The following is a 25,308-nucleotide window of genomic DNA, read 5'->3' as shown; positions in this document are numbered from 1 at the left end:
CTATCTATTATTTCGTGCCATCAATGATAGCTTTAAAATCAGCCGCTATCAATGAGGCCCCACCAACGAGTGCCCCGTCAATATTCGGTTCACTCAATAATTCTTTTGCATTACTACCTTTAACACTGCCGCCGTATTGAATACGAATAGCCTCAGCCGTTTCAACATCATAGAGATGAGCCATTTTTTTACGGATATCACGACATACCTCTTCAGCTTGGTCCGCTGTAGCCGTTTTACCTGTACCAATAGCCCAAATTGGTTCATAGGCGATAACCGTTTCCATAGCTTCCTCTTTAGGAATATCTTTGAAAGCACCCTCTAATTGACCTTCGATCCAAGCCTTTGTATGGTTTGCTTCTCGTTGTTCGAGACTTTCACCAACACAGACTATGGGTGTCAAATCATATTGAAAGGCCGCCTTGATTTTAGCATTCACCGCCGCATCTGTTTCACCATAGTATTCACGGCGCTCAGAATGACCTAGGATGACATATTGTGCGCCTACCTCAGTAATCATAGCGGGAGACACCTCACCAGTGAAAGCGCCAGACTCATGGTAATCCATATTCTGTGCACCTACACCAATTAGTGTTTCATCTACTAAATCAAGAACAGTAGCTAATGTAGTAAATGGAGGACATAGCACCACATCACATGGCAATTCCTCTGTTCCTAGTAAGGATTTCAATTCCTCCACCAAGATAGTTGCCTCTGTAATGGTACCATTCATTTTCCAGTTTCCTGCAATAATTGGTTTTCTCATATTAAGCCTCAGTTAACGCTGCAATACCAGGTAATTCTTTACCTTCCAAGAATTCAAGAGATGCACCGCCACCTGTAGAAATATGAGATACTTGATCTGCTAAACCGCTCTTTTCAATAGCGGCAACAGAATCACCACCGCCAACGATAGTTAAACCGTCAGACTCTGCCACTGCTTTCGCAATTGCATTTGTGCCAGCTGCAAACTTATCCATTTCGAATACGCCCATAGGACCATTCCAAATGATAGTTTTCATAGGTTTTAACGCATCTCCGAATAATTCACGAGATTTAGGACCGATATCCAAAATCATCCAATCATCTTCAATATTTTCCACGTCTACGATTTTTGTATTTGCTTCATTGCTGAAAGCATCAGCCACAACAGCATCAATTGGAGTCAATAGACGCGCACCAGCTACGCGAGCTTCCATTACTAAATCGGTAGCCACATCTTTTTGGCCTTCTTCCAATAAGGATTTACCAACATTGCAACCTTGGGCTGCGATAAATGCATTAGCCATACCACCACCGATGATCATAACGTCTACTTTTGGAAGTAAGTTAGAAATTACAGAGATTTTATCGCTTACTTTTGCGCCACCAATAATAGCTGCTACTGGTTTCTCTGGATTATATACAGCTGCACCTAATGCTTCGATTTCTTTTTTGAGTAAGAAACCTGCCGCCATTGGGATATAGTCAGCAATGCCAACAACGGAGGCTGCTTTGCGGTGAGATACACCGAAAGCATCATTGATAGCAACATCTGCCAAACTAGCTAATTGTTTAGCGAAGTTTGGTTCATTTTTTTCTTCTTCAATATGGTAACGCAAGTTTTCCAATAAAATAACTTCGCCACCTTTAAGTTTAGCGATAGCAGCTTCTACAGCTTCACCAATGCAATCATCTGTAAAGGCTACTGGTTTACCAAGAAGTTCAGCTAAATGTTTAGCACAAGGGGCTAATGTCATTTCTGGTTTCCGATCCCCTTTTGGACGACCAAAATGGGATCCTAAAATAACAACTGCACCTTGTTCCATTAAATATTGAATCGTAGGGATCGCAGCACGGATACGAGTGTCATCAGTGATGACACCGTCTTTCATAGGTACATTAAAGTCAACGCGGACAAATACCTTTTTACCTGCTACTTGCACATCATTAATTGTTAATTTCATGTTCTATGCCTCCGCTACGGATTATAAACCTTTACTTGCTACAAAAATAGCCATATCGATCAAACGTTCAGAGTAGCCCCATTCGTTATCGTACCAGGAAACTACTTTTACCATGTTACCGTCCATAACCATTGTTAAATCAGCATCAACAATGGAGCTACGGGAATCGCTACCAAAGTCGCAAGAAACCAATGGCACATCAGATACACCAAGGATGCCTTTCAATTCGCCAGCAGCTGCTTTGCGGAATGCTTCGTTGATTTCTTCTTTAGTAGCTGGTTTTTCAAGTTCAGCCACCAAATCAGTAGCAGATACGTCTGGAGTAGGAACGCGCAATGCGAAACCATCCAATTTACCTTTCAATGCAGGCAATACTAATGCAACGGCTTTAGCAGCACCAGTTGTTGTAGGGATAATAGACATCGCTGCTGCACGAGCACGACGAGGGTCTTTATGACGAGCATCTAGGATTTTTTGGTCATTTGTATAGGAATGAATTGTAGTCATCAAACCGCGTTTGATACCGAAGTTATCAAGCAATACTTTTGCAAATGGTGCCAAGCAGTTTGTAGTACAACTAGCATTGGAAATGATGTGATGTTTAGCTGGATCATAAGCGTCTTGGTTAACGCCCATAACCATTGTTAAATCTTCGTTTTTACCAGGGGAAGAAATCAATACTTTTTTAACTGTTGGTTGATTCAAATGAACTTTTGCTTCTTCTGCATCACGGTATTTACCTGTACATTCAATAACGATTTCAACGCCTTCTTCAGACCAAGGTAATTTAGAAGCATCACGGTCATGGAATACACGAATTTTTTTGCCGTCCACGATGATATAATTTTCGTCAGCTGTTACTTCGTTAGGAATTGTACCATGAACGGAATCGTATTTTAACAATAATGCAGTACCTTCGTTATCACCTGTTGCATTAATAGCTACAACTTCGATATCCGGATTATTAATAGCTGCACGAACTACACATTTACCAATACGACCAAAACCATTAATACCAACTTTTACTGCCATTGTTATGTCCTCCTCGACTAAAACTAAACTAAAATTTATGATACATTATATGTTTATGACAAATGTCATATAAAACCTAATTGACACAATTACAAAACATCAACAATAACGAATTAACGTAATTGCAAAATTTCTGCAATGCCTTCGGCGGCTTTGTCATCAATGATAAGCATGCCTTTTTTACAAGCCCTCATGATACCGATGATGGCCATAGATTTTTCCCTGCCTCCAGCCACTGCGATAACATGTGGGATATCCTTGATAGATTCCAGTGTAATGCCCACATTATTGCTAGCATACACAATATCACCATCCATCGTACAGTAATGACCTAGGGCCTCGCCGACAGCTTGTTTTTGTTCCAAATAGTCTTTTAACTCTTTGCTCAAATGTCGTTGGTTCGCCATATGCATGGCCTGACCAATACCAAAGATCAATATGTCCGTTTCATTAGATAGTTCCTCGATTTCTTTGATTTGTGGTTCCATCTGTAACAGAACTTTCAACGAATCCTCCGATAATCCATCGGGTAGATGAAGCATTTTATAATTACCTTGTAATTGTTCTGCTAGTACTGCAGCAATTACATTTGCTTGGTATTCAACGCGTTCACCAATTCCGCCACGAGCGGGAATCACGGTAGGTTGAATTTTTTTCTGAGGCATCGCATCGGCCATAGCAGCCATCGTACTACCACCACTGACGGCGATAATATCATGAGCTTCCATGATATCCTGCAGTTCCTTGGCCGCTGTAAAACCCAATTGTTTCAGCATCGTTTGACCATCACCGCTTGTAATGACCACCTTATCTAATTGCAAGGCCTGTTGAATCAAGACCTCTAACTCGTTGATTTTATTTAGCTCATGCAAGGCACTACCTAGTTTTGGTAATAATGCTTTTCCTTCTTCTGAAAGCACCATCCCCTGCTGCGTAAATTCAACCAGCCCATTGTCCTTCATCAACTCCACATGGGATCGCACAATCCGTTCCGACAATTTGCTAAGACCAGACAACATACGACGTCCTACAGGTTGAGAATAAGAAATGTGATTTAATAGAACATATCGTTCCTCCACAACATCCATAAGCTCTGGCGCGATACGTTTATAAATCTCTATTAATTCATTCATGATCCACCCCATTTCCTATAAGACCGGACATTATTCACTATTAGAAACACAACGTCAATATAATCTAAGTACTAAATACACTAGTTATTCGATTACACCATCATCATTTACGTCCCACCTAAGCAAATTAAGTCCCAGCTAAATCAAAAAAATCCCTCTACACATGTATTTTACCCCCTATAACAAAAATCTTCAAGTAAAATTTATTTAAAACACATACATCTTGCGAGTTCCATCTTGCGAGTTCCATATCAACTAAATACTCCATATAGTACCAATCATTCTAAGCCGTATGATAAAATGCACCTAAATTACTCTACCCTTTAGCGCTGACCACACACGAATACAGGCAAATCCGTACGGTTCCCCCACCTCCAAGCATATGGCAGAACAAAAACTCCATCTCCTCCCGCTCTATCCCTAACACGGATACATTTCTACCTAGCTCACCTATACTGCGATCGTATTTTCTGACAAATAAGGAAATAAAGAGCCCCCAATATAATCTTGTAGCGACATTACGCCGAAGGCGTTCCGAGCAAAAGATTATATTGGGGGCTACAAATATTTAATTATTTAGTACCGAAAATACGATCACCAGCATCTCCCAAGCCAGGAAGAATGTATCCGTGTTCATTTAATTTTTCATCTAGTGCTGCCACAAAAATCTGCACATCAGGATGTTGTTTATTTACTTCTTCAACACCTTCAGGTGCCGCTACTAAACACATCAATTTAATGTTTTTAGCACCTTTTTCTTTCAATAATGTAATAGCTGCAGATGCACTACCTCCTGTAGCAAGCATTGGATCTGTGACGATAAAATCGCGTTCACCCACATCACTAGGTAATTTGCAATAATATTCTACTGGTTTTAAAGTTGCTGGATCACGGTATAAACCAACATGACCAACCTTAGCAGTTGGGATCAATTCTAACATCCCATTTACCATACCTAAGCCAGCACGTAAGATTGGAATAATACCCACTTTTTTACCAGCAATACGTTTACCGACCATCTTAGTTAGAGGCGTTTGAACTTCCACGTCTTCCAATGGAAGGCTTCTGGTAATTTCATAGCCCATCAATAAGGTAATTTCATCTAATAATTGACGAAAATCTTTAGAGCCTGTGTTTTCATCACGCATTAGCGTAACTTTGTGTTGAATCAACGGATGTGTCATTACATTTACATTCATGACGGTGCCTCCTAAAAATGACTACTTCTACAACATGTACTCTTCTATCTCATACTATATATTAATACAAATGACAAAAAATTTAAAGATTTACACGTAATTTACATAGAAAAACGACACAAATCCGAAGAAAGGTGTCGTTATATCTATAATAAGTGGATGAACTATAATAAAACTTTATTTTGCAAAGATCTATTCACAATCCAATGATTATCATGTACTAACTTACTAATTAGTACAATGGATATGCTGCTGTTAATGCATCTACGCGTTTACGAGCATCTTCTTGTACAGCTTTGTCTTCTGGATTTTTCAATACTGCTGCAATGATAGATGCAATTTCTTCCATATCTTTTTCTTTTAAACCACGAGTTGTTAATGCTGGTGTGCCAAGGCGAATACCGCTAGTTACAAATGGGCTAGCTGGATCGAATGGAATTGTATTCTTATTACATGTAATACCGATTTCATCTAATAAATGTTCTGCATCTTTACCAGTTAAACCAGTATTACGAACGTCTACAAGCATAACATGTGTATCAGTACCACCAGAAACAATTGTTAATCCTTCTTTTTGAAGTGCTGCGGCCAATGTCTTAGCATTATCGATAACTTGTTGTGCATATACTTTGAATTCTGGTTGTAATGCTTCACCAAGTGCCACTGCTTTTGCTGCAATCACATGCATCAATGGGCCACCTTGGATGCCAGGGAAGATGGCTTTATCGATTTGTTTTGCATATTCTTCTTTGCAAAGAATCAAACCACCACGAGGACCACGTAATGTTTTATGAGTTGTAGTTGTTACAACGTCAGCATATTCCACTGGATTTGGATGTAAACCAGCAGCTACTAGGCCAGCAAAGTGAGCCATATCTACCATGAAAATAGCACCAACTTCATGAACAACAGCTGCCATCTTTTCAAAGTCGATAATACGACTATAGGCACTACCACCAGCGATAACCAATTTAGGTTTTGCTTCCAATACTACTTTGCGGAATTCTTCATAGTCGATTTGTTGAGTATCTGCATCTACACCGTAAGGTACTACATTAAAGTAGTTACCAGATACGTTTACAGGAGATCCATGAGTCAAATGACCACCATGAGACAAATTCATGCCTACAATAGTGTCACCAGGTTGTAACAAAGCAAAGTATACGCCAAAGTTTGCTTGGGAACCAGAATGTGGTTGTACATTTGCATGTTCAGCACCAAATAGACGTTTTGCTCTTTCAATAGCAAGAGTTTCGATAACGTCAACATTTTCACAACCGCCATAATAACGTTTTCCTGGGTAACCTTCTGCATATTTATTAGTTAAAACACTACCTTGTGCTTCCATAACTGCTTGAGATACAAAGTTCTCAGACGCAATCATTTCTAATTTGTCGCGTTGACGCATTAATTCTTGATCAATAACAGCTTTCACATTTGGATCTTGTTTTGCTAAAAAACTCATAATGTCCTCCTAAAATCTATTCTTCAATATCTGCAATTTTAGCGACACGACGTTCATGTCGGCCACCTTCAAATTCAGTAGTTAACCAAATTTTCACAATGTCTCTAGCTAGACCCGGACCAATAATGCGTTCCCCCATTGTTAAAATGTTAGCATTATTATGTTCACGAGATGCATGAGCAGAGAATGTGTCATGACAAAGCGCAGCACGAATACCTTTTACCTTATTCGCAGCAATACCAATGCCGATACCAGTTCCACAAATCAAGATGCCACGGTCAAATTCGCCGTTCGCCACAGCATTTGCTACAGGAACTGCAATATCAGGATAATCAACAGAATCAGTACTATTTGTACCAAAATCAGTTACTTCGTAACCTCCATCGGCCAAAAGAGATTTAATATCTTCTTTTAAATGTAAGCCACCATGATCACAACCAATTGCTACTTTCATTTTGTCACCCCTATTATTCACCATCAACTGCACTAAGGCCTTTTGTTACCAAATCTTGTATTTGCGTTGCACACGCATCATATACCTCTTGACTCTGACCAAATGGATCTGCCACTTCACCTTCACTGCCACCCCATTCAGCTAAAGTTTTAATTTTAGACTCAAGAAACGGAAACTGACGAAGTAGTACAGATTTATGCTCCTTTGTCATACCGATAATTAAATCAGCTGCATTCACTAGTTCCATTGTTAATGGTCTAGAGCGATGTTCTGAAATATCCACGATAGAAGCAACTGCTTTCACAGCTTCCTCTGTAGGTAATGCACCATATGCTGCAAATAGGCCTGCAGAAATTGTTTCTACTGCTTTGCCCTCTTGTTTGGCAAGCTCTCTTGTTAAGCCTTCCGCCATAGGACTTCGGCATGTATTGCCGGTACAAACAAATAAAATATGCATTGTTACATCCTTTTCAGTACAAATAACCTGATGGCTATTTATACATTATACCAAATAACTCCAATATGTAGAAACAAAAATACATCTCAAAGGGACAACCTTTATTTCTAATATTTCATAGTACAATTCTAATGAAAGCATATAAAATTTCATCATCTCTAGTATACCAAAGATTAGCAAAATTTTTTATACATATATCACATGTTTATTACTTGCCTTTTCCATGCGATTCATAATAGCTACACCGATACCTTCAGATAATACACCTTGTGCTAAAATACGCGTAACGCCAGCTTCATTGAATAGTAATAGTGATTTGTAAAAGCTATGTGCCAAAGCCACATAGTCTAATGATGAACCATATACAATACAATAATATTGTTTATCATCTGTAATATCTGAACCGAGTAATTCAAATACCTCTTGGCTCAGTAATAAACCAATTTTTGACTGTACCGTTCTTATTGAATGCTTCGTTTGTGTATCTAATAATGACGTATCAGATTCTATTAAGCTCTGTTTAATCGCCTCTGCCACATTCCTATCGTCCCCTACAAAGGTAATCATAGGAGAATCTGGTGCATAGTGTTTATACTTCATACCTGGTGCCTTTGGAACAGTCTTTCCAGTGACCAGATTCGGATCATAATCCACATGAGCGACTACAGTTTCTAGCATTTCCTTCGTAATACCACCGGGCCGCAAAATGGTGACGGCATCATCATGAACCTCAACTACAGTCGATTCCACGCCAATTGTACAGGGGCCATCGTCTAAAATATACTCAATGCGACCATTCATATCATGATACACATCCTCTGCCGTTGTGGGACTTGGTCGCCCAGATATATTCGCACTGGGTGCTGCCACAGGAACGCCAACTGCTACCAATAACTCATGACAGATAGCATGATCTGGGCAACGTAATGCCACCCGAGGTAATCCACCAGTAGCACGATCAGGTACGAGGTCTGATTTAGGTAATGTTATGGTCAATGGACCTGGCCAAAAAGCATCCATTAATTTTTGCGCTGTTTTCGTTACCTCTAATACCAACGGTTTGATACTTTCTGCATCGGGTACATGAAGAATCAGTGGATTATCAGATGGGCGTCCTTTAGCTGCATAAATACGGTCCATGGCCTCTGGATCGAGGCCATTGGCCCCTAATCCATATACTGTTTCCGTGGGAATTGCCACCAATTTCCCATTCCGAATGGCTGCCCCTAATTGTATTAGCATGCCTCTAGATGGCTCTTGAACTACTTGTGTGATGATATCGCTCTTGATTTGAGCTGAACTATTCAATTGTTCTTTGTCCATATAGACACCACCTTACATACGTTTTGCTACTATAACGCGATTAATCCCAGCTAAATCCTTACAATACTGAATCTCGTGAAATTGACCTGTAGCTTCTAACAATTGACGTACGTCATCTCCCTGATGTATACCAATCTCCATAGCTAATATGCCACCAGGCACGAGGTACTGACCACTATTAGCTACTAATATACGATAGAAATCAAGGCCATCTGCGCCACCTTCAAGGGCCATATGTGGTTCCGCCAACACCTCTGGTGCTAATATTCTCATATCTGCTGATGTAATATACGGTGGATTGGAAACGATGACGTCAAAGCTTTCACCAGAATGTTCAATAGCCTTGAACATATCAGAATGTTTAAATATACTGCGCTCAGCAAGCTGTAATTGATTACGATTCTGCTCTGCTACCTGTAATGCCTGTATTGATAATTCCAAGCCCATTCCACTTGCCTGTGGTAAATAATGTAATAAGCTCAACAGAATCGTGCCTGGGCCACTGCATACATCGAGAATACGTCCAGAAAAATCCTTAGGTAATGTATCTAATACGTATTCCACTAAGGTTTCCGTATCAGGACGCGGAATCAGTACATGTTCATTTACCTTAAAGGTAAGCCCCATAAAGTCCTTTTCCCCAATAATACTGGCCACGCTACGGCCCTTTGCACGTTCTTGTACAAGTGGACGAAAAGCGTCTAACTCCTCTTGCACTAAAGGTTGGTCATAGTGAGTATATAAATAAATACGATCTTTCCCTAATATATGAGAAAGCAGTACTTCCCCATCAAGTCGAGGTGAATCCATCTCCTTGCTACGAAAATACTGCTCTGTCCATTGGAGAATACGACCGACAGTCCAAATCTCCTTATTCATTATTTGCTGCTCCTTGCATTTTAGCAGCTTGGTCAGCTGCTACAAGGCCTTGAATGAGTTCATCAAGGTCACCATTTAAAATGGCATCTAATTTGTACAATGTTAAATTGATACGATGATCTGTCACACGACCTTGAGGGTAGTTATAGGTACGAATACGTTCACTACGGTCACCAGTACCAACTTGACTCTTACGGTCAGCGGCTACAGTAGATGCGGCCTCTTGGTCTGCCTTATCTTGCAAGCGTGCACGCAATACTTTCATCGCTTTATCACGGTTTTTGAGCTGAGAACGTTGGTCCTGACAAGCTACAACAATACCTGATGGGATGTGAGTAATACGTACAGCAGATTCTGTTTTATTAATATGCTGACCACCGGCACCACTGGCACGGTATGTATCGATTTGAAGATCTTTTTCGTTGATTTCAACATCAACCTCTTCCATTTCTGGCAATACCGCTACCGTTACAGTAGATGTATGAACACGACCTTGTGTTTCAGTTGCTGGTACACGTTGTACACGATGTACGCCAGATTCGAATTTCATTTTAGAATATACACTATCGCCATCAACAGAGAATACAACCTCTTTGAAACCACCCAGTTCCGGTTCATTAGCATCAATGATATCGCACTTCCACCCTTGCGTTTCCGCATATTTTGTATACATACGGAACAAGTCACCGGCAAATAATGCGGCTTCATCACCACCTGCACCACCACGAATTTCAATGATAATATTTTTATCATCATTAGGGTCTTTTGGTAACAACAAAATGTGAAGTTTTTCTTCTAGCTCTTCACGTTGTTCCTTCAACTCTTTTAATTCCTCTTGCGCCATGGCACGGAAATCTTCATCAAGAGATTTATCTTCTAAAACCTCCATCGCTTCGTCCAGGCCAGATAAAACTTTTTTATAGGTTCTGAAAGTTTCCACCGTATCTGTAAGGGACGCATGTTGGCGAGTCAATTTTTGCCATTCTTGTTGACGTGCAATGATTTCAGGGTCACTGATGCGTTGCTCAAGGTCCATAAATTTGTCTTCAATAACTTGTAATTTATCTACTAACATAAATCTGATTAACTCCTAATCTTCTTCATATGCATCTTCTTCGCTAGGTCGTACTTCTTGAAGAGCACGAATAGCTACTTCTATTTGATCATCATCAGGCTCACGTGTTGTCATATATTGCAACCATAAACCTGGTGTGATGAGTGCTTTCACAATTGAGTTCTCGCTACGACCAGCAATGCGAATCATTTCATAGGAAATCCCCGCCACCACAGGCATCAATAATACGCGAGATACAATACGTTCCAATAGATTTGGCCAACCGAGGAACGCAAATACGAAAATGCTGACCACCATAACGATGAGCAAGAAATTCGTACCGCAACGGGCATGTAAACGTGAATGGTTACGTACATTTTCAACGGTCAGTTCCATGTCACTTTCATAGGTGTGGATAGTTTTATGTTCCGCCCCGTGATACTGAAAGACCCGTTTAATATCTGCCGTTAAGCCAATGGCCCATATATATAATAAAAACAATACGAGGCGAATCACACCCTCTACTAAGTTCAATGCTACATGATTATCCCCGATACCAGGAATCCATTTCGTTGCATACGTAGGCAATGCCAAAAACAATGCAATTGCTACAACTGTCGAGAACGCCATAGTCATGGCAATCTCAGTATTACTCATTTCCTCATCGTCTTCACCGGCAGCCTTGGCAGAGAAAGACAATGCTTTCATACCAATGATGAGTGATTCATATAAGGACACACAGCCTCGTAAAAAAGGTTTCTTTAAAATAGGAAATCGATCCGAAATAGATGTAGTCGCTTCCTTGTTGACAACAATGGAACCAGATGGTTCACGTACCGCTGTCGCTGTATATCCAGGGCCACGCATCATCACACCTTCGATGACAGCCTGACCTCCAACAAATTTTTTAATCCGTTCTGTAGTCACAAACGTCTCCTCTATTAAACAAATATAGGCAGAGCTCTAAGCTCTGCCATATACATGCTAAGTAACAGTACGATATTATTTACCGTAACGTTTGTTAAATTGTTCAATACGACCACGAGCTTGAGCCGCACGTTGTTGACCAGTAAAGAACGGATGACATTTAGAGCATACGTCTACACGAAGGTCACCTTTAACGGAACCAGTTTTGAAAGAGTTACCGCAACCGCAAGTAACTATAGCTTCTTTATAGTCTGGATGAATACCTTGTTTCATTCTATACACCTCTTTCCAGCATTCCAATATTATTCTTATAGATTATAGCACGATGAACCCTTAAATGCAATAGTTTAGTCAGCAGTACCGCTGATTTTTATTCTTTAGAAGCTTGCTTTTCTGCAATGGCTGCTTCAAGAACTTCTTCTAAATTAATTTCATTTAAAAGATCCCGTAAGGCAATAATTTCTTCTAAATTTAAGGTAATACCTTTCTTCATACCTGTGTATTCACTGTCCCAGGAACGAAGGTCAAATTTAGGATTGTATTTGCCCCAACTTGTACATGTTAATTGTTTTTTCCAACCGTCTTTATCTTCAGAAAGTGTGCCTAGCACATTGAAGATTTCAAAATTGATAACTGCCATGAGTTACCCTCCTCTCATTCGTAACGTTAATAGATTTTGCTATTAACTAATGGCGAAATGGGGCAATATTAAATCTATGATTTATTTATGCCTACACTATATAGTGTACACCATATGTCAAGTCCTATATTTTCTACCACGTATACGATTAACGAATCTACTATATAATCAATACATTAATTTGTCTTCATCATGGACCAACGATTAAATAAAACAGACTTTACCAATAATTATTTAATACTTAATCCATGATGACCCATCTATTAATTGTTATCTGTATAGGCCTCTAAATCAATGGATTCTACCAAAGGTACAACCTTAGTGGCCACCGTATCAATTGTGTGTTGCCATGATTCTTGGGCTTTGGTAATCGCTTCCGCATACGCCACTTGTCCTTTAGTAACAGATTCAATCAAGGCAGCTTCATCATTTACATTTAATATAGAACGTCGACAATTCCCCAAGAAATAACCGAACCCCTCTTCTGTTCTTGCAATATGTGTAATATGGGCCATAATTGTTTTCCCAATGGTACTCGTGAAATAGGTATACCATAGGTATGCCAATTCTTGATCGGGGAACATCCAGTATACACCTTGGTCCGGTGCTTGTGTAGTTAATACTACCTCTACATCTTCACCATCTTGTTTGAAAGCTACCATATACGCACCTTCTGCCGCGAAACTTGTACGTGTAGTCACTGGCACACGACTGTCTAAAGAATAGATACCATCTTGACCTAATGTGGGATCCATTTGCCCCCCCGGTAATAATATAGATCGCAGAGATAGTGCATAATTAAGTACAGTAAATACCGTCATATCACCAAATACGCCATGTGGCAATTTAATGAATGCCGTTTCCTTCCATTCGTTGCCATCAAATTCACGAACACCGATGTTCATTTTCTTTACATCGGCCGGTCCATAAATAATTTCATAAGCCCCTAGTGGTGCCCATTCACAGATTTTTTCAATCCGCTTTTGTGTAAGGAAGAATTGTAGAGCCATTTTATTTAGGCCTACTTGTGCTTGCGCCATAGTAGATGGTACAAACAAACGTGCTGTGCCATATTGTACGAGATTATTAAGACCATTGGCCACTTCTTCTACAATATCTTCACATGGTTTAAACATGCCCACAGATGCAGTCACAATATGATCAAAGTAACTAGCATGTGGCCAACGATTAATGATTTGCGCCATTGGATATAGACGAGACAATACGCTATAGCATACAGGAGATGCTGTATAGAGCACTACCTTCTTAGGCTCAAAGGATTGTAAAATCTCCTCTATCATGCACGCATATTCTTCTACATAGGCGAACAATACAAGATGATCTGTATCCTTGTGAGCTTCGATGCTTTCACGAATAGGAGTTTCCCATTGATGACCAGCATCAATGCCCTCTAAATAATCTGTATCAGTAATAAAATCAATAAGATTAATCGCGAAAGATGGACCATAAATTTTAGTCATCGTTTCTTCATCATATGGTATTGGACCAAATGCCTCTGAGGTAGAACGTTCTGCCAATTTATAGAGAGCCTCCGATGTTAATCCCCACTCGCGAGCATGTGCATTAGAGGAAACCAATTGATCTAGTGCTTGGAAACGCATCAATTCGTTTACCATATCGATGCCTTCCAAATTATGAGATTTATATAATTCAATAATGGATTGATATTTTTCTAACATATTACACAACCTTTCCGGCGGATGGGCATACATGCGCCAGCATACATTCCCCACATAATGGTTTACGTGCCTTGCAGAGGCGACGTCCATGATAAATTAACCAATGATGAGCTGCACTCCATTTATCCTTTGGAATGGCTTTTTGTAATTTTAATTCCATTTCCTCTGGTGTGGAGGCTACGCCTAATTTTAATCGATTAGATACACGGAATACATGAGTATCTACAGCGATTGCTGGTGTACCATATAGAACAGACACGACCACATTCGCCGTCTTGCGTCCTACCCCTGGTAATTCAATGAGCTGCTCGAATTCGTGAGGTACCTCCCCCTTATATTGATGCACCAAAATATCGCAGGTCTTAATCAAATTATTAGCCTTTGATTTGTAGAGTCCACAATCCTTGATGAGCATTTCCAGTTTTTTGACACCAATGGATAACATCGCTGCTGGTGTATTTAATTCAGGGAAAATACGGCGAGTTACAATATTTACACGTTCGTCCGTGCATTGTGCAGAGAGCACAACGGCTACTAATAATTCAAAATCATTGGAATATTCTAATGCCGGTTTCGCATCAAAATACGTTTTTTCTAATATACGGAGTTGCTCCGCTTTAATCGCTTTCGTTACACGCATGATGCTCCTTTCTACACTTGTGAAAGTACTATAATGCTTTCTATTATACATTCACAATTATATAGTATTCATCGCTTCTAGTCTATGTATGAACACTTTTAGTCTATATCAAAAACAAGTAGTATATTGAAAAACAGCATACCTATGGTACAATAATAACCGATGAAAATCATAGTGACAGTATTTTTACCAATATACAACAGGTATAACCTCATTTATCCTTGCCATGTAATTATATTAGGAGTTACCCATGAATATTAACGATACAATAAAACGCATTAATGAGCTAGCCCATAAAAAAAAATCTGGCCAACCTCTTACAGAAGCAGAACTCGCTGAAAAGAAAAAGTTATATGATATCTACCTCGGATTCATTCGTGGTCAAGTGACCCAAACGTTAGACCGTGTGGAATTTGTTGAGGCCGATGGATCTATTACCCCTGCCAAACAAAAGAAAACACAATGATGAGAACTTCTTTCCTCCCTATTGGGGGCATGACCCAAAGTAATGACATGTAACTATAACAACATATAGAAGACCGCCTAAGCACTGAACTCTCCCCCTAATGTTAGACCTAGTATTCTAACGTTAGGGGACAGTTCACACTGCTTGGACGGTCTTTTATTATATACCACACTATATATCCAACTACGAGAGTTATGACACAACTATTTTTATTAAATTAACCTTTTATCATAAATCAAATTTTACACCTAAATTTTTCTTACCGTAATCTTAGTTATCATTACCAATAAACTCTCGCAACAAACTTCTCTTCGGAACAAAAGAGCCGTCCAATTCCTTAAATGGTGATAGAAAGCGAATCAAATGGTGTGCCAACGGATAATATTCATCATCTTTTGAAACAGATTCTAATAATGGCATTGCCTCTTTCTTCAATACTGGCAACTCATAAATAAGAGCTGAATTAAATATGATATCCGCATCCTCTTGAAAAGGGAAAATATTTGTTTTCTCCCCTTTTCGTACATCTCGCCACATTTTAAACGTTCGTTGCGCATTAGCCCCTCTAAATTTAAAATCGCGCACTAAACGACGAACTAAACGAGTATCAGAGGTAGAAATACGATTGTGATCATTAATAGCTAACTGAGTTAATGCACCTAAATAAATTTTTATCTTTTCATAGCGAGGTACAATGCGACTTAAATCATCATTAAGGGCATGCAATCCTTCTACCACAACAATAGAATTAGATTCCAACTGTACGGCATCATCTCTAAAAGTCCTAGAACCATCAGTAAAATGGAATGTCGGTAAATGAACGGCCTTGCCTTCATAGAGGTCACGAATATTTTCATTAAACAGGTCAATATCCAATGCGGCTATCGACTCAAAATCATAATCACCATTCGGTAATTTCGGGGTTTTACTTCTTTCATAGAAATAATCATCTAGAGATAACATCAACGGTTTACGATCATTAATACGCAGTTGTGTACACAATCGTTTCGTAAATGTCGTTTTTCCTGCCGAAGATGGTCCAGCAATTAACACTAATTTAATAGCCGGAGACTGTGCCACAATCATATCAGCAATACTAGCCTGCTTTTTCTCTTGTAAACCTTCAGCAAGCTCAATAATATCTGTAATTTCTCCTGTATCAATATAATGATTTAATTGATTCACATAAGAACAATCAAGTATTCGTCCCCACTGCTTTGCCTCTAAAAAGACTTTAGCAAATTTAGGTATTTCTTCATAGGGTTCTAATACATAAGGATCATCGATATCTGGATATTTCAGTAAAAATCCTGGTGCATAATGTTGCAACTCAAATAGTTCTGCATATGTTAATGATGGTAACATGGGGCCAAAATAATAATCTGCCATATCCCCATTACGATAATAAGTCACATCTACGCGTTCCATATGTTCAAGTAAAGCAGCGTCATCCGCCTTGCCTACACCTTGCAAATATTCAATGGTTTCCTCACGTCCCACCTTAATCTTTTCTATGTCTGGAAACTCATCTTGAATACGTTTCATCTGTGCTTCTAATTGATGTACGTGATGAACAGTTAATAGCTCTCCATCTGGAAACGTTAATTCACAATACAATGCTTTTCCCAATGAATGGGCAACACGAACATAACTATGGGGGAATAACATATCCGCGGCTCTAACTAGCATTAAAATTAAAGTTCGTTGATAGGCACTATGACCTTCCTGGGTATTAATCGTAATCCATCTAATATGAGCATCACACTTAATTATGGTTTGAAAGTCACTCACATCATTATTGATAGCCCCTAATACAATTGGATATTTGTCATGTGGCTTTAATAGATTATAGGCTTCGCCCAAAGTTGTTCCTTCTGGTATATTCACTGAGGAACCATAATTATCGGTAACAGTAAACAATACAGGACCCTCCCTCTCTATAAATAAGTACTTATTCTTAATCAATTATATCGTCTATCATATATCATGCGAGTATACTATAAATTATATTCTTAGCATACCACATATAGAACCAAAAAAATAATGAGTGTTACTCAACAACACTCATTATTTTTACTAAACATTTTTTTCGCATTATAATTTTTTGTACTTACTAATATATTAGTATTCCAATTCTAGTAAAACCAAATCATAGTTTACCCAAACGTTTCATAACCTCAAACATTTTACCTGCTAATCCCTTCATTTGACGTTTAGGGATACCACAAGCAGCTACACGAATACCATTAGCTAGTGCGATAACATAAATATGGTCTTTTTTCAATTCTTCACAAATTTCAGTTGCTGAATCTGTAGGAATAGTAATAAAGAATCCACCATGGTATGGCAACATTGGTAAGCCACATTCCTCAGCTTCTTCCTTAAAAATATTGGCACGTTCATGAATTAATACATCATATTGATCTCGTTCAGCTTCATAAGCTTTATATTTCTCTTCATTAGCCACAAGATTTACAACTGTTTTCATGGCAGGTCGACAAATATTGGACCATGTAGCACGAGATGTCATTTTATTAATTTCATAAAATTCATCAGCTACATCTTTATCAGCAGAAACACCAATCATAGCGCCAACGCGTTGACCGTACATAGTAAAACCTTTAGAAATACTATAACAAACAACGGTGAGCATCTCTTTTGGCAAATTACCAAATTTTTTGAAGAATTTACGGACCGCCTCTTTATCACCGGAGTAATCAATATAGGCTACATCAACCCCAATAATAATATTTTTACCAGAAGATGCTTTTGTTTTTAAGAAGTCTAAAATTTGATCCCAATCAGCTTCAGGAATGGAATATCCTGTTGGATTATTACCTGGAGTGTTGAAAATCATAACAATATTATCTTGTTTTTCACAAAGAGTATTTACCTTAGCTTGGAAGTCAACATGATTGAATTTGTTTTCATCATCAAATAAAGAATACGTAACTAATGTACGACCACAGTCATTACACATAACTTTATAAGAGCCCCAATACCAATCGGCAGTCAACACTTCATCACCAATATCAGTATAGTTATAAATTAAATGATGGACACCGCCAGTTCCCCCAGCAGTAGCAATATCACGAATATAACCTTCTGGCTTATAATTACCAAAACAAAGATTTTGGACAGCCTCAAGGAATTCAGGAATACCTTCGATTGGTGCATATCCCACATAATCTGCATCAGGAAGATTGAGATACGCCTCTTTTACAGTTTTAAGAAATACAAGATTTCCATCTTCATTTAAAATAGATCCAACTGTGCCATTTAATACGTTTTCCTTGCCAATAGCTTTTGCATCAGCTTGCGCCTGTCCTGATGTTACAAAGATTACATCTTTCAGTTTTTTCCCTTTTGCATGTTTTGCTGCTAAACTTGTTGCCATGAAGAACACCATCCTGTCTAAATAAGTAAATTACATACCTATCATACCCAAATAAGAGTATTTATACAACAGCTATACCAAAAAATTTTAAAATCTAGTAAAGAATATTGTATACACAATAGTTTTTAAGAAGTTGGAAGTTGGAAAATGACCAATGACTACTATAGCGGTCTATATATAGAGTATTATTTAACTAAACCGCATAAAAATCGTCAAATTTAGGTATTTAAAAAGCGTCCAATCAAAGTGATTGGACGCTTTTATTATGCCTATTCTATCAACTCTAAAATTAGAAAGAATAACCTACACCAGCGTGAATACCTTTAGCTGTTTTATCATTATTATCAATACTATATTTATCGTACCCGTAGTATACGTTCAAATCGATATCAGGCTTAAGTGCATAGGCTGCACCAATTTGGTAAGATTGTTTAATATCGTTACCAAAACCAGCTTTTGCATAACCTTTAATACGATCAGTTAAATCTGTATGACCAATTACACCACCTTGGTAGCCAAATTCAGTATCTCCAGATTTAATGTAAGTACCCGCACCATAAATATTTACATTATTATGTACTTTATATACATATGCTAATTGATGATCTTTAATATCACCATTATCAGCATTAGTTTTTGAGTACCCATACTGTAATGCAGATTTGTCGCTCAAATCATGAGATAAAGATGCACCGAATCCATCATCACGACCGTCAGAACCGGATACATGTTGATCAAAAGCATATTCTACCTGGATTTTAGAAGAATCTTTACTCATTTCTGTTACAGGTACTACTGAGGCAAATGCCGCACCAGTTACCAATGTAGCTGCTAATGCAGTCAAAATAATTTTTTTCATGTCTACTTCCTCCTGTATATAAACTAGAAAACTAGTTCCCCAACATAATAAAGACTAGAATAGATTATTAATCATAACAAAATTCAAAGACTTAACAGCAATCGATTGTTATGAGGTCATACAATCATAAAACGACAATTAGCGTTTCATGAATGTAGGGATATCTGGACCATTGTTAGGTGCAGAGAATGTTTTTTTGCCAAATTCAGGCACAGATTTGTTACTAGAACCAAAACCTGTAGCTACTACAGTGATTTGTACTTTGTCACCCAAGTTATCATCGATAACGGAACCGAAGATGATGTTTGCATCAGGATCAGCGGCTTCAGAAATAATTTCTGCTGCTTCGTTAATTTCAAACAAACTCAAGTTGCTGCTACCACTGATGTTAAGCAAAATGCCTTTTGCACCTTCGATAGACGTTTCAAGCAATGGGCTGTTAATAGCCATTTTAGCAGCGTCAGCTGCACGGTTTTCACCTTCGCCAACACCAATCCCCATCAAAGCTTCGCCTTGATCAGTCATGATAGTTTTAACGTCAGCAAAGTCAAGATTGATAAGACCAGGTACTTGAATCAAATCAGAAATACCTTTGATACCTTGACGAAGAACATCATCAGCAGTACGGAATGCATCACTTAAGGAGCATTTTTTATCTACTACTTGTAGTAATTTATCATTAGGGATTGTAATGATAGTATCTACTTTTTGAGTCAAAAACTCGATACCTTTGTCAGCTTGTGCACGACGACGTTTACCTTCGAATGCGAAAGGTTTAGTTACCACACCAACTGTTAAAGCGCCTAATTCTTTAGCACATTCTGCAACGATTGGAGCAGCACCTGTACCAGTACCACCGCCCATACCTGCAGTTACGAATACCATGTCAGCACCATCAAGAGCTTTCATGATTTCTTCGCGAGATTCTTGAGCTGCTTCTTCACCAACTTGTGGATTTGCACCAGCACCAAGACCTCTAGTTACTTTTTCACCCAATTGGATTTTAACATCTGCTTGGGACAATTCTAATACTTGGCTTTCTGTATTAGCAGACAAGAATTGTACGCCTTGAAGGCCACTTTCAATCATGCGGTTAACAGCATTATTGCCGCCACCACCGACACCAATAACTTTAATATTTGCAAAATCAGACATCGAAGTTCCTCCTCTAATCGCTTTTATATCAATATATTATAACGCTTCTCATTAATATACTGCTTTACTTTTAATCAATTACTATTATTCTACAATAAATTTAGAAAAGTTTCCACTATTACAATATATCTTATGAGAATTAATAGTAAATGAAGTCATTAATAACTTTCACTATACGCATAATGAAAGAATATTTTGAATGATTAATGGACTAAGTTTACTATAAGCGTTTTGTCATAACTATATTTCGTATAGCAGATACATTTAAAAATACCCGAATTCCAAAGCCAATTAATGCTACATAGTATAAATTAATACCAATTAAATTACCAATATACACTAAAAATACGGCAAGTACCATATTGGCCACAAAGCCAATGATAAAATTCTGTATATCAAATACTCGTTCTAGGGCTGCCCGACTGCCTCCAAATATAGCATCTAATGCCGCTAGTACAGCTACTGATGTATAGGGCGCATAATTTGCAGGAATCGATATGGGTGCAAACCATCCTATTACACTCCCAAGTATGAGCCCCATTAAGGCAAAGATATAAATATTCATCCTTTACCTCCTTGCTCATTGGGTTGCAAATAATCAGATTTAAAGGTGCCTGTAAAGGCTGGTACTGCCACAGACTGTTCCTTTTTCACAGTCACTTTAATACCCCAATGTTTTAATGAATCTACAACCCCACCACGAAGTGTGAGTGCCGAATTTAATGTATCAGGATCACCAATAGCAGTCACAATAAATGGTGCGCCAAAAACCTTACCATTTACAGTAATAGTTGGACCAGAGCAACGAATTTCACTTGTTCCAATTAATCGTTGATCGTTAATGGCTATAGCCTCAGCACCACCCGCACGAAGTTCATTGACTACACGTAAAATATCTTCATCATGGATGATGTACAAATTTGGATTTTCTCCACTCTGTATAGGCGCCGAGCTATCTTCAATGGTAACAGATACCCCCTTTCCTTTTACATTGGTCAGGCCTGCACGCAATTTGAGTTGTTCATCCGCTATACCACCATCACTGACACCTTGCGATTTCATGTATTCCACTTGTTTGAGTAAATCGTCTCGTTCTTTTTGAACGGCCGTCAATTGGACCGCCAAATCACCGGTACGTTGTAACCGAATATTTTCATCTATATTTTGTTGTGTCATCTTGTATTGAGTGACCACCATAAACCCCAATACAAAACTTACCAACGCTATGGACCAGCGTTCATGTTTCACTTCTTAAATCTACCTCTTCTACGCATTATTGCGCTTTAATGTATGGTGACGTTAAATTGACATCTATATATTGAGCATTTACTTTTCGTGTTTCGATATCTTTGATCATCGATTCTGAAAGTTCTGCTTTTTTCGCTAAATCTTGAGAATTTCCTAACCGTAATTGTAATCCGTTAACTGTATAGGCCAATAAATTATCAGGATCTCCGATATTTACTTCTGCAATGTTTTTAAACCCATCTCTGCTCAACGCATTTAAATAGGTCAACGCTGCCAAAATATCTGGATTGGTTATAGTATCGCCTAGCAAAATATTACCCGTCTTTACCCCAGAAATAATTGGCACATTAGTTGCCGTAATAGCTGGTTCACTAGCAACGACTTGGCCAGTTTTATCTAATGTTAGATATCCAAATTGAGATGGAATAACCGCAATTGCACGACGTTCAACAATATTAACGACCATGGTCAGAGGAAATTCATAACTAATTTGTGCTTCCTCAACTCGTAAGTCTTTAGACAATCGATCTTTTAATTTTTCTGTACGAACTTTTAATAGATTTACAGGTTCATCTATATTGCCAGCTACCTTCACATCCTCCAGCGTCACTTTGTCAGACCCAGTGACACGCATATCTCCTAATGGAATTGGCAATACATAGAGTAATGCTAATCCCACTAAAACAGCGGCACCGATTTTAACAAGTTTGCTTCGTTTATTGGTGGATGGGGGTTCTTCTGCATGTCCATGAGACATACGACGGTGTGTCTCACTATGTTCAGAATCATATGTACTACGTTCATATTCCTCTTGCGCAGAATAAGCAGCTGGTTGAAATCTTTGTTGTGTTTGTCCAGAGTCTTGTATAAAAGGCTGTTGTTTTACAGACTCTTCGTGAGAGGGGCGCGGATGTCTTTCGTTACGAAATTGTCTTTCGTCCATGTCCTCTCCCTTCTACTCTTTACAGCAGCATACTACTCTATACTGCCATAATCTTTGATTTTATAATTTTCCAATACCTGCAGACAATAGGATTTCTTCACATAATTGTGGGAATTCCATACCAGTTTCTTTTGCTGCTTTTGGCACCAAAGAAGTAGCTGTCATGCCTGGTACAGTATTGTATTCCAATACGTATAAATTATCCTTGTCATCAGTCATAATATCCACGCGGATAACGCCACTAGCTTGTAATTCTTGGAATACAGACTTTCCAATATGTTGCATTTGAGCAGTCATGTCATCATTAATTGGTGCTGGTACCAAATAATCTGTTGCACCGGCTGTATATTTTGATGCATAGTCATATTCGCCAGAATGTGGACGAATTTCGATAACTGGCAATGCTTTACCATTCAATACAGATACGGTAAATTCACGACCATTCAAAAATTGTTCTACTACTAAAATTGGATCATATTTCAAAGCCTCTTTCACGGAATCTGCTAATTGTGCTTCTTCTTTTACAATGGTGACGCCAATACTAGAACCTTGTGTAGCAGGTTTTAACACTACAGGGAAAGAGAAATTAGTATGAATATGATCAATAATATCTTGTTCGCTTTGTACATTACCATTATAGGATTCAGACATAGCCGTTGGAATACCAGCGCCTTTAAAGACGGCTTTACTAATTTTTTTATTCATCCCTACAGCATGCGTCATAACGCCAGAACCTGTATATGGAATTTCAGCCATTTCAAGTAAACCTTGTAATGCCCCATCTTCACCATATTTACCATGGATAGCATTAAACACAACATCACCATTCATAGCTGCAATATCAGCAAGTAATGTAGTAGGATTTAATTCAAGAGTCTTAGCTTGATAGCCAAGACTTACTAGTGCGTCTGCAATAGCAGCTGCAGTACGACGAGATACATCAGCCTCTTTAGATGGGCCCCCCATTAATACGACAACTTGTTTATCTTTCATCATAAACCTTCTTCTAGCAATGCTAATAATTTAGGACCATATTGATTAATAGAACCTGCACCCATAGTTATGACTAGATCATTAGGGCGAACAACATTCTTCAAAATACCAGGTACATCATCTACATTTTGTACATAATTAACGTGTTTATTCGTAGCTTTCAAAATAGCATCTGGAATCGTATGTCCGTCAATGCCTGGAATTGGATCTTCACCCGAGCTATAGATGTCCGTAATATACAATTCATCTGCATAGTTAAATGCTGTACTGAATTCATTAACCAGGAGACTAGTACGAGTATAACGATGCGGCTGGAATACGCAAATAACACGGTGTTTTTCAAGTTCTTTCGCGGCTTTTAATGTCGCTTTGATTTCTGTTGGATGATGCGCATAATCATCCACCACCCAAACACCGGCAACATGGCCTTTTGTTTCAAATCTACGTTTTGCACCGATGAATTTGCCCAAACCTTTTTGGATATCTTCAATAGAAACCTCACAATATTCATGGCCTATAATGAAAGCTGCCAAAGAATTCAATACATTATGTTGACCTGGCACACGTAAATTAATACGTGCTACATTCGTATCTTTATGATACACATCATATACGAGTGTACTATCTTGGTAGTGAATATTTTTAGCTACATAATCATTAGATTCATCCAAGCCATAGGTGATAAATTGACGATTTACCTGTGTCATCACATATTGGATTTTGTCATTGTCCCCACAAACTACGGCTTTACCGTCAACAGGCAATGTTTCCACAAATTCACAAAATGCTTTAAGTAAATTATCCATAGTTTTGTAATGATCCATGTGATCATTTTCAATGTTTGTAATAACAATAGCTTTTGGGCGTAATTTCAAGAAAGACCCATCGCTCTCGTCAGCCTCAACAACGCTAAATTTACCTTTACCAAGGCAACTACTACCTTTCAGGTAATCTACTTCGCCACCGATAATTACAGTTGGCTCTACCTCACCTTCTACTAGGATTTGACCAATCATGGAAGTAGTGGAGGTTTTACCATGTGCACCTGCCACTGCTATGCCGTCTGTTACATCTAGTACGGCTTTCACGATATCAGATCGATGAAGGACTGTAATACCTTGCTCTCTCGCTGCTTTCAATTCCGGGTTATCTTCACGAATTGCCGTAGAACGAACCACTGCATCCACACCATTTACATAAGATGCATCATGACCAATATGGATGGTAGCACCCATGGAACGGAATTTTTCAGTCGTTGACGATTCTGCAAGGTCAGAGCCAGATACTTCATAGCCCTTGCAAATCAAAATATTTGCTATAGCACGCATTCCTGATCCAGCTATACCAATTAGATGAATTTTATGAATACCATTTAACATGGTGATTTCTCCTAACTTC

General features: G+C 38.6%; 26 protein-coding genes. 1 reads left to right on the top strand and 25 read right to left on the bottom strand.

The window, feature by feature from the left end; translation table 11 throughout:
• Positions 1 to 7: 7 nt before the first annotated feature.
• The 16 genes from tpiA to nth form a co-directional block, all read right to left on the bottom strand.
• Positions 8 to 766, bottom strand: coding sequence for a triose-phosphate isomerase (tpiA, locus tag RVY80_RS03225; protein ID WP_295191013.1), 759 nt, complete (start codon positions 764 to 766; stop codon positions 8 to 10).
• 1 nt (position 767) lies between these two features.
• Positions 768 to 1,946 carry a phosphoglycerate kinase gene (locus RVY80_RS03220; RefSeq protein WP_295191016.1) on the bottom strand — a complete coding sequence of 393 codons (1,179 nt, stop codon included), beginning with the start codon at positions 1,944 to 1,946 and terminating at the stop codon, positions 768 to 770.
• A 21-nt stretch (positions 1,947 to 1,967) separates the two neighbouring features.
• A complete protein-coding gene (gene gap / locus RVY80_RS03215; protein ID WP_317329669.1) occupies positions 1,968 to 2,978 on the bottom strand; it encodes a type I glyceraldehyde-3-phosphate dehydrogenase in 1,011 nt (336 codons plus the stop codon).
• A 113-nt stretch (positions 2,979 to 3,091) separates the two neighbouring features.
• Positions 3,092 to 4,111 carry a sugar-binding transcriptional regulator gene (locus RVY80_RS03210; RefSeq protein WP_295191022.1) on the bottom strand — a complete coding sequence of 340 codons (1,020 nt, stop codon included), beginning with the start codon at positions 4,109 to 4,111 and terminating at the stop codon, positions 3,092 to 3,094.
• Positions 4,112 to 4,683: 572 nt separating this feature from the next.
• Positions 4,684 to 5,310, bottom strand: a complete 627-nt coding sequence (upp, locus tag RVY80_RS03205) for a uracil phosphoribosyltransferase (RefSeq protein ID WP_295191571.1) — start codon at positions 5,308 to 5,310, stop codon at positions 4,684 to 4,686.
• A 232-nt stretch (positions 5,311 to 5,542) separates the two neighbouring features.
• Positions 5,543 to 6,775, bottom strand: a complete 1,233-nt coding sequence (locus RVY80_RS03200; RefSeq protein ID WP_295191574.1) for a serine hydroxymethyltransferase — start codon at positions 6,773 to 6,775, stop codon at positions 5,543 to 5,545.
• A 16-nt stretch (positions 6,776 to 6,791) separates the two neighbouring features.
• Positions 6,792 to 7,229, bottom strand: a complete 438-nt coding sequence (gene rpiB / locus RVY80_RS03195) for a ribose 5-phosphate isomerase B (protein ID WP_295191577.1) — start codon at positions 7,227 to 7,229, stop codon at positions 6,792 to 6,794.
• 13 nt (positions 7,230 to 7,242) lie between these two features.
• On the bottom strand, positions 7,243 to 7,686 hold the full coding sequence (locus tag RVY80_RS03190; protein WP_295191580.1) for a low molecular weight protein arginine phosphatase: 444 nt from the start codon (positions 7,684 to 7,686) through the stop codon (positions 7,243 to 7,245).
• Between the two features lie 186 nt (positions 7,687 to 7,872).
• Entirely contained in the window at positions 7,873 to 9,009 is a 1,137-nt protein-coding gene (locus tag RVY80_RS03185) for an L-threonylcarbamoyladenylate synthase (protein WP_295192627.1), read from the bottom strand.
• Between the two features lie 12 nt (positions 9,010 to 9,021).
• A complete protein-coding gene (gene prmC, locus RVY80_RS03180; protein ID WP_295191586.1) occupies positions 9,022 to 9,888 on the bottom strand; it encodes a peptide chain release factor N(5)-glutamine methyltransferase in 867 nt (288 codons plus the stop codon).
• A complete protein-coding gene (prfA, locus tag RVY80_RS03175) occupies positions 9,881 to 10,963 on the bottom strand; it encodes a peptide chain release factor 1 (protein WP_295191588.1) in 1,083 nt (360 codons plus the stop codon). The genes prmC and prfA overlap by 8 nt, the downstream gene beginning before the upstream one ends.
• Positions 10,964 to 10,978: 15 nt before the next feature.
• A complete protein-coding gene (locus RVY80_RS03170) occupies positions 10,979 to 11,812 on the bottom strand; it encodes a DUF1385 domain-containing protein (protein WP_295191597.1) in 834 nt (277 codons plus the stop codon).
• A 132-nt stretch (positions 11,813 to 11,944) separates the two neighbouring features.
• Positions 11,945 to 12,142, bottom strand: a complete 198-nt coding sequence (gene rpmE, locus RVY80_RS03165) for a 50S ribosomal protein L31 (protein ID WP_317329668.1) — start codon at positions 12,140 to 12,142, stop codon at positions 11,945 to 11,947.
• A gap of 97 nt (positions 12,143 to 12,239) precedes the next feature.
• Positions 12,240 to 12,509 carry a YdbC family protein gene (locus RVY80_RS03160; RefSeq protein ID WP_295191594.1) on the bottom strand — a complete coding sequence of 90 codons (270 nt, stop codon included), beginning with the start codon at positions 12,507 to 12,509 and terminating at the stop codon, positions 12,240 to 12,242.
• A 263-nt stretch (positions 12,510 to 12,772) separates the two neighbouring features.
• Entirely contained in the window at positions 12,773 to 14,209 is a 1,437-nt protein-coding gene (locus tag RVY80_RS03155; RefSeq protein ID WP_317329667.1) for a hypothetical protein, read from the bottom strand.
• Between the two features lies 1 nt (position 14,210).
• Positions 14,211 to 14,849 carry an endonuclease III gene (gene nth, locus RVY80_RS03150; RefSeq protein WP_317329666.1) on the bottom strand — a complete coding sequence of 213 codons (639 nt, stop codon included), beginning with the start codon at positions 14,847 to 14,849 and terminating at the stop codon, positions 14,211 to 14,213.
• Positions 14,850 to 15,099: 250 nt separating this feature from the next.
• On the opposite strand from nth, the gene RVY80_RS03145 reads away from it, so the two are divergent.
• Positions 15,100 to 15,315: a DUF896 domain-containing protein gene (locus RVY80_RS03145; protein WP_295188645.1), complete on the top strand. Its 216-nt coding sequence runs from the start codon at positions 15,100 to 15,102 to the stop codon at positions 15,313 to 15,315.
• 270 nt (positions 15,316 to 15,585) lie between these two features.
• On the opposite strand, the gene RVY80_RS03140 is transcribed toward RVY80_RS03145, so the two are convergent.
• The 9 genes from RVY80_RS03140 to murC all read right to left on the bottom strand — a co-directional run bounded on the left by RVY80_RS03140 (position 15,586) and on the right by murC (position 25,289).
• Entirely contained in the window at positions 15,586 to 17,235 is a 1,650-nt protein-coding gene (locus tag RVY80_RS03140) for a nucleoside kinase (RefSeq protein WP_317329665.1), read from the bottom strand.
• Positions 17,236 to 17,464: 229 nt separating this feature from the next.
• A complete protein-coding gene (locus RVY80_RS03135) occupies positions 17,465 to 18,712 on the bottom strand; it encodes an aminotransferase class I/II-fold pyridoxal phosphate-dependent enzyme (protein WP_295188639.1) in 1,248 nt (415 codons plus the stop codon).
• Positions 18,713 to 19,001: 289 nt separating this feature from the next.
• On the bottom strand, positions 19,002 to 19,571 hold the full coding sequence (locus tag RVY80_RS03130) for a porin family protein (RefSeq protein ID WP_317329664.1): 570 nt from the start codon (positions 19,569 to 19,571) through the stop codon (positions 19,002 to 19,004).
• Between the two features lie 138 nt (positions 19,572 to 19,709).
• Positions 19,710 to 20,726, bottom strand: coding sequence for a cell division protein FtsZ (gene ftsZ / locus RVY80_RS03125; RefSeq protein WP_317329663.1), 1,017 nt, complete (start codon positions 20,724 to 20,726; stop codon positions 19,710 to 19,712).
• 220 nt (positions 20,727 to 20,946) lie between these two features.
• Positions 20,947 to 21,291 (bottom strand): small basic family protein, encoded by a 345-nt coding sequence (locus tag RVY80_RS03120; protein WP_295188630.1) that lies wholly within the window; start codon positions 21,289 to 21,291, stop codon positions 20,947 to 20,949.
• Complete coding sequence (locus RVY80_RS03115; protein WP_399416901.1) at positions 21,288 to 21,923, bottom strand: DUF881 domain-containing protein; 636 nt, start codon at positions 21,921 to 21,923, stop codon at positions 21,288 to 21,290. The genes RVY80_RS03120 and RVY80_RS03115 overlap by 4 nt, the downstream gene beginning before the upstream one ends.
• A gap of 76 nt (positions 21,924 to 21,999) precedes the next feature.
• The gene (locus tag RVY80_RS03110; protein WP_317329662.1) at positions 22,000 to 22,917 is read right to left on the bottom strand and encodes a cell division protein FtsQ/DivIB; all 918 of its coding nucleotides are present in this window, start codon (positions 22,915 to 22,917) and stop codon (positions 22,000 to 22,002) included.
• A gap of 60 nt (positions 22,918 to 22,977) precedes the next feature.
• Positions 22,978 to 23,910 carry a D-alanine--D-alanine ligase family protein gene (locus RVY80_RS03105; RefSeq protein ID WP_317329661.1) on the bottom strand — a complete coding sequence of 311 codons (933 nt, stop codon included), beginning with the start codon at positions 23,908 to 23,910 and terminating at the stop codon, positions 22,978 to 22,980.
• A complete protein-coding gene (murC, locus tag RVY80_RS03100) occupies positions 23,910 to 25,289 on the bottom strand; it encodes a UDP-N-acetylmuramate--L-alanine ligase (RefSeq protein ID WP_317329660.1) in 1,380 nt (459 codons plus the stop codon). The genes RVY80_RS03105 and murC overlap by 1 nt, the downstream gene beginning before the upstream one ends.
• Positions 25,290 to 25,308 lie beyond the last annotated feature (19 nt).

It is taken from the genome of Veillonella absiana (genome assembly GCF_032970865.1).
GTDB classification, from domain to species: domain Bacteria; phylum Bacillota; class Negativicutes; order Veillonellales; family Veillonellaceae; genus Veillonella; species Veillonella absiana.
Note: the sequence above shows the minus strand (reverse complement) of the source record. Positions and strands in the feature narration are given on the sequence as shown.